This is a genomic window from Streptomyces alboflavus, assembly GCF_000716675.1.
Classification (GTDB): Bacteria; Actinomycetota; Actinomycetes; order Streptomycetales; family Streptomycetaceae; genus Streptomyces; species Streptomyces alboflavus.
This window is the reverse complement of the sequence record NZ_JNXT01000008.1, coordinates 200,590-207,382: the sequence shown is the minus strand read 5'-3', so window position 1 is coordinate 207,382 and position 6,793 is coordinate 200,590. Positions and strand designations below refer to the sequence as shown.

The following is a 6,793-nucleotide window of genomic DNA, read 5'->3' as shown; positions in this document are numbered from 1 at the left end:
CGGGGCACGCCGGAGGGCGGCTGTACGGAGATCTCCGTACAGCCGCCCGCGAGCGTCGTCAGGGCTGCTGTCGTCAGAGCTTCTTGAGCATGCCCTCGATCTCGTCCACCGCGCCGATGGCGAACGTGTAGTTGGGCATGAGGAAGTGCCGGGAGGTGAACGCGCGGCCCGCCTTCACCGCGGGGACCTTCTTCCAGAGCTTCTGCTTGAGCAACTCCTGGGTGGTGGGCGTGGGCTTGCCGTCGAACTGCACGGGGTAGATCAGCGCGGTGCAGTCGTCCAGGACATCGATCTCCTCGTAGCTCTTGGTGAGGAACCCGGCCTCGTCGGCGGGGATCTTGGCGCCGATCTTCAGGCCGACCTCGCGCATCACGGTCACCAGCGGCGTGCCGAGGAAGAACTTGCCGCTCGGGCCGCCGCTCAGCGGTGCCCAGGTGGAGGTCGCGATCTTCTTGCGGTACGTGCTCCTGACCTCCTTCAGCCGCGTCTCGTACTGCTTCTTCAGCTCGGTGAGACGGTCCTCGCGGCCGACGGCGCGGGCCACCTTGGCGACCTGCTCGTGCCAGAGGGCGCCGCTGTTGCCCCAGTTGAAGTACGCGACGGGGGCGATGTCCCGCAGCGGCTCCGTCTTGGCCTGGTAGAACTGATCGATGATCAGGTCCGGCTTGAGGTTCGCTATCGCCTGGGAGTTGGGCGAACCGGCGGCGCCGATCGTCTTGACGTCCTTGAGCCGCTCGTAGTCCTTCTTCGGCATCAGGGCGGGGACGGCGGTGCCGTCCGGCACGCCCACCGGTGTGAGGCCGAGGTCGATGAGCATCAGGGCGGCGTAGTTGTCCGTGACGACCACGCGCTCGGGCGTCCTGGGCACCTTCACCGTGCCGTTGTCGGTCTTCAGGCTGCGCGTGTCCCCGCCGCCGCCCGCCTTTTTGTCCTTCTTGTCATCCGACGACTCGCTCACGCCACAGGCGGACAGGCCCAGCAGCGCGGCTGAGCCGGTGAGGCCGCCCAAGAGCCGTCTCCGGTCGAGAGACGTGGACATGATGCGTGAACGGGGCATTTCTCGAACTCCTCCGTCGTGCTTGCGGCATGCTCCGCCCGCCCCTTCGGCCGGGCAGGAGAGGTAAGGCTTGCCTAAGTTACAACTACCGAGCAAGATCTAGGGCATCGGCAGAGAAGTTCGCTGTGAGGGGTTCTGAGGAATGAGTGGCGTGTCGGACGAGGGTCAGCACAACGCAAGCCGCCGACCAGGCAGTCTCCATGTGACCCGGGTACGCCGGGTGTCCCGCGTCACACCACGGATGGCCCGGATCACCTTCGGCGACGAGGAGTTGACGCCGTTTCTGAGCAACGGCACGGACCAGCACGTCGCCATGTACTTCTACGACCCCGACGTGCGCCTGCCCCGGCCGTTCACCTCGGAGGCCGCCAAACGCCTGCTGCCCACCGCCCGTCCGCGCCTGCGCCGCTACACCATCCGCAGCCACCGGCCCGAACTCGGCGAGGTCGACATGGACTTCGTCCTGCACGGCGCCGACCAGCTCGCCTCGGGCTGGGCCGAGCGGGCCGCACCGGGCGACGAGGCCATCTGGTTCGGCCCGAGCCCCGCCTACCCGCTCGCGCCGGGACCTGAGTGGACCGTCCTCATCGGCGACGAGACCGCGCTGCCCGCCATCGCCGTCCTCCTCGAAGAACTCCCCCCGGAACACCGGACGTTGGTACTCGTCGAGATCGCCGACAAGGCCGAGGAGCAGGAGCTGACCGTCCGCGACAACGCCGAGGTCCGCTGGCTGCACCGCGACGGCCGCCCCGCCGGGCAACTCCTGTACGAACAGGCCGTGGCGCTCGACCTGCCGCCGGGCCGCGGCCGCGTCTGGGGAGCCGCCGAGCGCGGCACCGTACGCGGGCTGCGCCGCCACTTCGTGCGGGACCGGGGCGTCAGCCGCGCGGACACGCACCTGACGGCCTACTGGACGCGCGGCGAGACGCAGGACAGCGACGTCTGACCACGGGATCCGCACCCCCGTGGGCCGCGCCACCGCGGCCACCCCCACCCCCGAACGACCGACGGAGGTCAACGGAGCCATGCTGGATCTCTTCGCGGGACGGGCGGCATGACGACGGCACCCGCCAGCCCGTCGTCCGCGCCCGCCGGACCCTCGTCACCGGGCGACGGCCCGGCGGCGCCACCCCCCACCGCCGCCGACGCGCTCCGCCTCCTCGGCGGCTGCCTGCGCGGGAGCGCGGGCCTCATCGCCCTGTCCGTGCTCGGCGGCCTCGTCTACCAACTGGCCCTGATCTCCATGCCGTGGATCATCGAACGCGCCGTGGACCGGGGCATCGTCGGACACGACGACGGGGCGCTGCGGGGATGGGCCCTCGCGATCGTGCTCGCCGGCATCGCCGCGGCGGGCGCGGAGATGGTGCTCGGCTGGTTCGCCACCGTCTCCGGGACGCTGCAGGGCAACCGCCTCTACCTCGCCCTCGCCGACCGGGTCTCGCAGCTCGACGCGCGGGCCCTGGTCCGGTTCGGCGAGGGCGACCTCGGCATGCGGGGCACCCGCGACGTCGACCTCGTCCGGATCTGGCTGATGGGCTTCGGCTCCTTCGTCACCGGCGTCATCGGCTTCGTCGTGATGATCGTGGCCATCGTGCGGCTCGACCCGCTGCTCGCCGTGGTCTGCCTGGTGTGTGTGCCGCCGCTGGTGTGGATCAACACGTACTGGTTCCCCAAGCGCTTCGGGAAGGCCAACACGGCGCTGTCCGCCGCGCACGGCAGCCGCGCCGACGCGGTCGAGGAACTGCTCTCGGCCAGTGCCGCGGTGCGGGGCATCGGCGGTGAGCCCGCGCTCGTCCGACGGCACGGCGCGCGGAGCGCCGCGGTGAGCGAGCACACGCTCACCACCGCGCGGGTCTCCGCGAACTGGGCGGCGCTGTCCCCGTTCGTGCCCGCCGTCGCGCTCGCCGCGGGCCTCGCCTTCGGCGGCCTCGCCGTGCTGCGCGGCGGCATGTCGGTGGGCGGCATCGTCGCCTTCGCCGGGTGGATGAGCATGCTGGTCATGTGGGTCGGCGTCCTCACGCTGCGGCTGAGCCAGCTCAGCCAGGCCGTGACGGCGGCCCGCCGCCTCCAGGAAGTCCTCCGGCTCCGGCCCGCACACCCGCTCGCCGGGGAGGGCGGCGAAGCGCTGCCCCGCCACGGCACGCTGACGGCGACGGACGTGTCCGCCGAGGTCGCGGGCCGGACCGTCCTTGCCTCCGTCACCGTCACCGCGCGCCCCGGCGAACTCGTCGCCGTGACCGGGCCGATGGCCTCGGGCAAGACCACCCTCCTCCGCGTCCTCGCCGGACTCGCCGCGCCCGGCACCGGAACCGTCCACTACGGCGGCCTACCCCTCGACGAGGTCCCCCGCGACGCACTCCACGCGCGCATCGCCTTCGTCCCCCAGCGCCCCGTCACGATCAGCGGCACCCTCGCCGAGAACCTGCGCCTGGGCGACGGGTTCACCGACGACGAGCTGCGCGAGGCCTGCCGCGTCGCGGCCCTCGACGACTTCGTCGCGGGGCTGCCCGACGGCCTCGCGACCGAGGTCGGCGAGCGCGGCAGCACGCTGTCCGGCGGCCAGTTGCAGCGCCTCGCCCTGGCCCGTGCGGTGCTGCGGCGCCCCGCCGTGCTCCTCCTCGACGACGTCACGTCCGCCGTCGACGCCGCCACGGAGCGGACCGTCCTTGAGCGGCTGCGCGCCTGGTCACAGCGGACGGCCGTGGTGTGCGCCACGCACCGCCCGGCCCTGCTCGACGCGGCCGACCACGTCGTCACCCTGGAGCCGGCCGACGGCACCACGCCCGAGACGGAAGAGCAGGTGGCCCACGGTGGCTGAACAGCAGCGGCTGACCGCGACCCCCGACCAGCGCGCCGTCCTGCGCCGCGCCTGGCCCCACATGCGCGACCACCGGCGGGCCATCGTCGCCGCGCTCGGCTGCAGCGCCGCCGCGACCGCCACCACCGTGGCGGTGCCTGCCGTGATCGGCACGGGCGTCGACCGCCTCCTGGAGGACGACCGTGGCGGACTGATGACCGCCGTCGCCGTCCTGACGGCCCTGGCGCTCGCCCGCCTCGTCCTGTTCCGGAAGTCGGAGCTGCTGCTCACGACCGTCGGCGAACGCGTCGTGCGCCGCCTGCGCGACCTCGCCGTGGAACGCCTCTCCCGCGCCCCCCTGCGCTTCCTGGAGGCCCACCCCTCCGGCGACCTGCTCCGGCGCACGACGACCGAGATCGCGGACCTGGCGAACTTCGTCCGCGGCCAACTTCCCGACGTCCTCACGGTCGCGGGCTACCTGATCTTCACCACCGTCCTCCTGCTCAGCTACTCGCCCCTGCTGACCCTCGTCCTGCTCGTCGTGTTCGTGCCCGCGATCGTCCTCGTGCTGCGCCTGTTCAAGCGCGTCGCGAACCCGGCCTTCGCCGCCGAGGCCGCCGCCGCGGGCACCGTCGCCACCACCTACCGCGAGCTGGTGCAGTCGCGGGAGATGCTGCAGACCAGCGGCGGCGTCGGCTTCTGGCGCCGCCGCTTCGTCGCCGACGGCGAACACCGCTACCGCAGCGCACGCCGCAGCCAGCGCTCCCTCTTCGTCATCAGCCTCTCCCGCGTCGTCCAGGGCGTCACGACCGCCGTCCTGCTCCTGGTCGGCGGCTGGCTCGCCGACGAGGGCACGATCAGCGTGGGCACCGTGGTCGTCTTCGTCCTGGCCACCCGTCAGCTCTTCGACTCCGCGACCCAGGCCTCGAACCTGGTCGGTCAGCTCCAGCTGACCCTGGTCGGCCTCGCGCGACTCCTGAACCTCCTGGAGACCACGTCGGAGCACCGCCCCCCGACCACCGGGCAGCACCCCACCGACGACCCGGCCGACCACCCCACCGATCAGCACCCCACCGATCAGCCCATGCGGACCGCCGACCGGGGCGCCCTCGAAGCCCACGATGTGCACTACTCCTACGTGACCGCGACCGAGGTCCTGCACGGCCTGTCCCTGCGCATCGAACCGGGCGACCGCATCGGCCTGGTGGGCCCGACCGGCGCGGGCAAGACCACCCTCGCCAAACTCCTCACCGGCCTCTACACCCCCGACTCCGGAACCGTCCGCTACGACGGCGTGGACCTGCGCGACCTGTCTCCCGAGGAACTGCGCACCCGTGTCGTCCTAGTGCCCCAGCGCGTCCACATGATCGACGGCACGGTCCTTGAGAACCTCGGCCTCGTCCCGGGCACCCCGGACGAGTCCCGCGTCCGCACCGCCGTGGAACACCTGGGCCTGACCCCCTGGGTGGCGGGCCTGCCCGACGGCCTCCACACCCGCCTGGGCGGCGGCGAGGGCATGCTCTCGGCGGGCGAACTCCAACTCGTCGGCCTGGTCCGCGCCGCCCTGGTCGACCCGGCGGTGCTCGTCCTCGACGAGGCCACCGCCGACATCGACCCGGACACGGCCCGTCGCCTGGAGACCGCCATCGACACACTCCGCGCGGACCGCACGCTGATCGTCATAGCCCACCGCGAGTCGACCATCAAGCGACTGCCCCGGGTGGTCCACCTGGACGAGGGGTCGGTGCTGGTGCGGTCGTCGTGAGAGGGCGGGGTGGCGGGCGCGGCAACTGACCCTCGTGCAGATCGAGTTGACGTCCCCGTCACCACCCACCCCCACGCCCCCCATCGGTCCGCATGCTGGACGGATTCCGCGAATTTGCCCCTCTTCCCCTCCGAGTTTGGTCTAGACCTTGACAGGTCCAGACCATTTTCGTTTGAGTCGCGGCACCCCCGATGGCGGCGCGGGAGAAGGCTTCCGCCCTGCCCGTAAGGAGAGTTGGCATGATCAGACGCATCACCAGCTTCATGGCCGCGGTGGCCACGATCGGCGCGTTGATCGTCCTGGGCCCGGGCGCCGCCACGGCGTCCGCCGCCGAGTGCGCCGCGCCGTGGAACTCCTCGTCCGTGTACACGGGCGGCAAGTCGGCCTCGTACAACGGGCGCAACTGGACCGCCAAGTGGTGGACCCAGAACGAGACCCCGGGCCGCGCCGACGTGTGGGCGGACCAGGGTGCCTGTGGCGGCGGGACGGACCCGGGCAACCCCGACCCGTCCGGCTTCATCGTCAGCGAGACGCAGTTCAACAAGATGTTCCCGAACCGGAATCCCTTCTACACGTACAAGGGCCTGACCGACGCGCTCGGCGCCTACCCGGGCTTCACGAAGACCGGCAGCGAGACCGTCCGCAAGCAGGAGGCGGCGGCGTTCCTCGCCAACGTCAACCACGAGACCGGCGGTCTCGTGCACATCGTCGAGCAGAACCAGGCGAACTACCCGCACTACTGCGACCGGAACCAGCCCTACGGCTGTCCCGCCGGGCAGGCCGCCTACTACGGCCGCGGCCCCATCCAGCTGAGCTGGAACTTCAACTACAAGGCCGCGGGCGACGCCCTCGGCATCGACCTCCTGAACAACCCGTACCTGGTGGAGCAGAACCCGGCCATCGCCTGGAAGACCGGCCTCTGGTACTGGAACACCCAGAACGGCCCCGGCACCATGACCGCGCACGACGCCATGGTCAACGGCGCCGGATTCGGCGAGACCATCCGCTCCATCAACGGCGCCCTGGAGTGCAACGGCGGCAACCCCGCCCAGGTCCAGAGCCGCATCGACAAGTACAAGGCCTTCACGCAGATCCTCGGCACGACGCCGGGCTCGAATCTGAGCTGCTGACCCCCCGGCCGCGCGATCCGTCCCCGCGCGCGGCCCCTCGCCGG

At 71.6% G+C, this 6,793-nt stretch carries 5 protein-coding genes; 4 read left to right on the top strand and 1 reads right to left on the bottom strand.

Annotated features, from left to right (window positions below; genetic code table 11):
* Window positions 1-73: 73 nt before the first annotated feature.
* Window positions 74-1,057, bottom strand: coding sequence for an ABC transporter substrate-binding protein (locus tag OO63_RS09140; protein ID WP_031192380.1), 984 nt, complete (start codon window positions 1,055-1,057; stop codon window positions 74-76).
* A 142-nt stretch (window positions 1,058-1,199) separates the two neighbouring features.
* Between OO63_RS09140 and OO63_RS09135 the strand changes: the two genes are divergently transcribed.
* From OO63_RS09135 to OO63_RS09120, 4 genes are all read left to right on the top strand, one after another.
* Window positions 1,200-2,003: a siderophore-interacting protein gene (locus OO63_RS09135; protein WP_031192379.1), complete on the top strand. Its 804-nt coding sequence runs from the start codon at window positions 1,200-1,202 to the stop codon at window positions 2,001-2,003.
* A gap of 108 nt (window positions 2,004-2,111) precedes the next feature.
* Window positions 2,112-3,875 (top strand): ABC transporter ATP-binding protein, encoded by a 1,764-nt coding sequence (locus tag OO63_RS09130; RefSeq protein ID WP_051810675.1) that lies wholly within the window; start codon window positions 2,112-2,114, stop codon window positions 3,873-3,875.
* Window positions 3,868-5,619, top strand: coding sequence for an ABC transporter ATP-binding protein (locus tag OO63_RS09125; protein WP_031192377.1), 1,752 nt, complete (start codon window positions 3,868-3,870; stop codon window positions 5,617-5,619). The genes OO63_RS09130 and OO63_RS09125 overlap by 8 nt, the downstream gene beginning before the upstream one ends.
* A 263-nt stretch (window positions 5,620-5,882) precedes the next feature.
* Entirely contained in the window at window positions 5,883-6,749 is an 867-nt protein-coding gene (locus tag OO63_RS09120) for a glycoside hydrolase family 19 protein (protein WP_397622202.1), read from the top strand.
* Window positions 6,750-6,793: the final 44 nt, after the last annotated feature.

Bases quoted from the DNA above. Each gene is read 5' to 3' on its own strand.
- OO63_RS09135 (WP_031192379.1), top strand. From the start codon at position 1,200: ATGAGTGGCGTGTCGGACGAGGGTCAGCACAACGCAAGCCGCCGACCA.
- OO63_RS09140 (WP_031192380.1), bottom strand. From the start codon at position 1,057: ATGCCCCGTTCACGCATCATGTCCACGTCTCTCGACCGGAGACGGCTC.
- OO63_RS09130 (WP_051810675.1), top strand. From the start codon at position 2,112: ATGACGACGGCACCCGCCAGCCCGTCGTCCGCGCCCGCCGGACCCTCG.
- OO63_RS09120 (WP_397622202.1), top strand. From the start codon at position 5,883: ATGGCCGCGGTGGCCACGATCGGCGCGTTGATCGTCCTGGGCCCGGGC.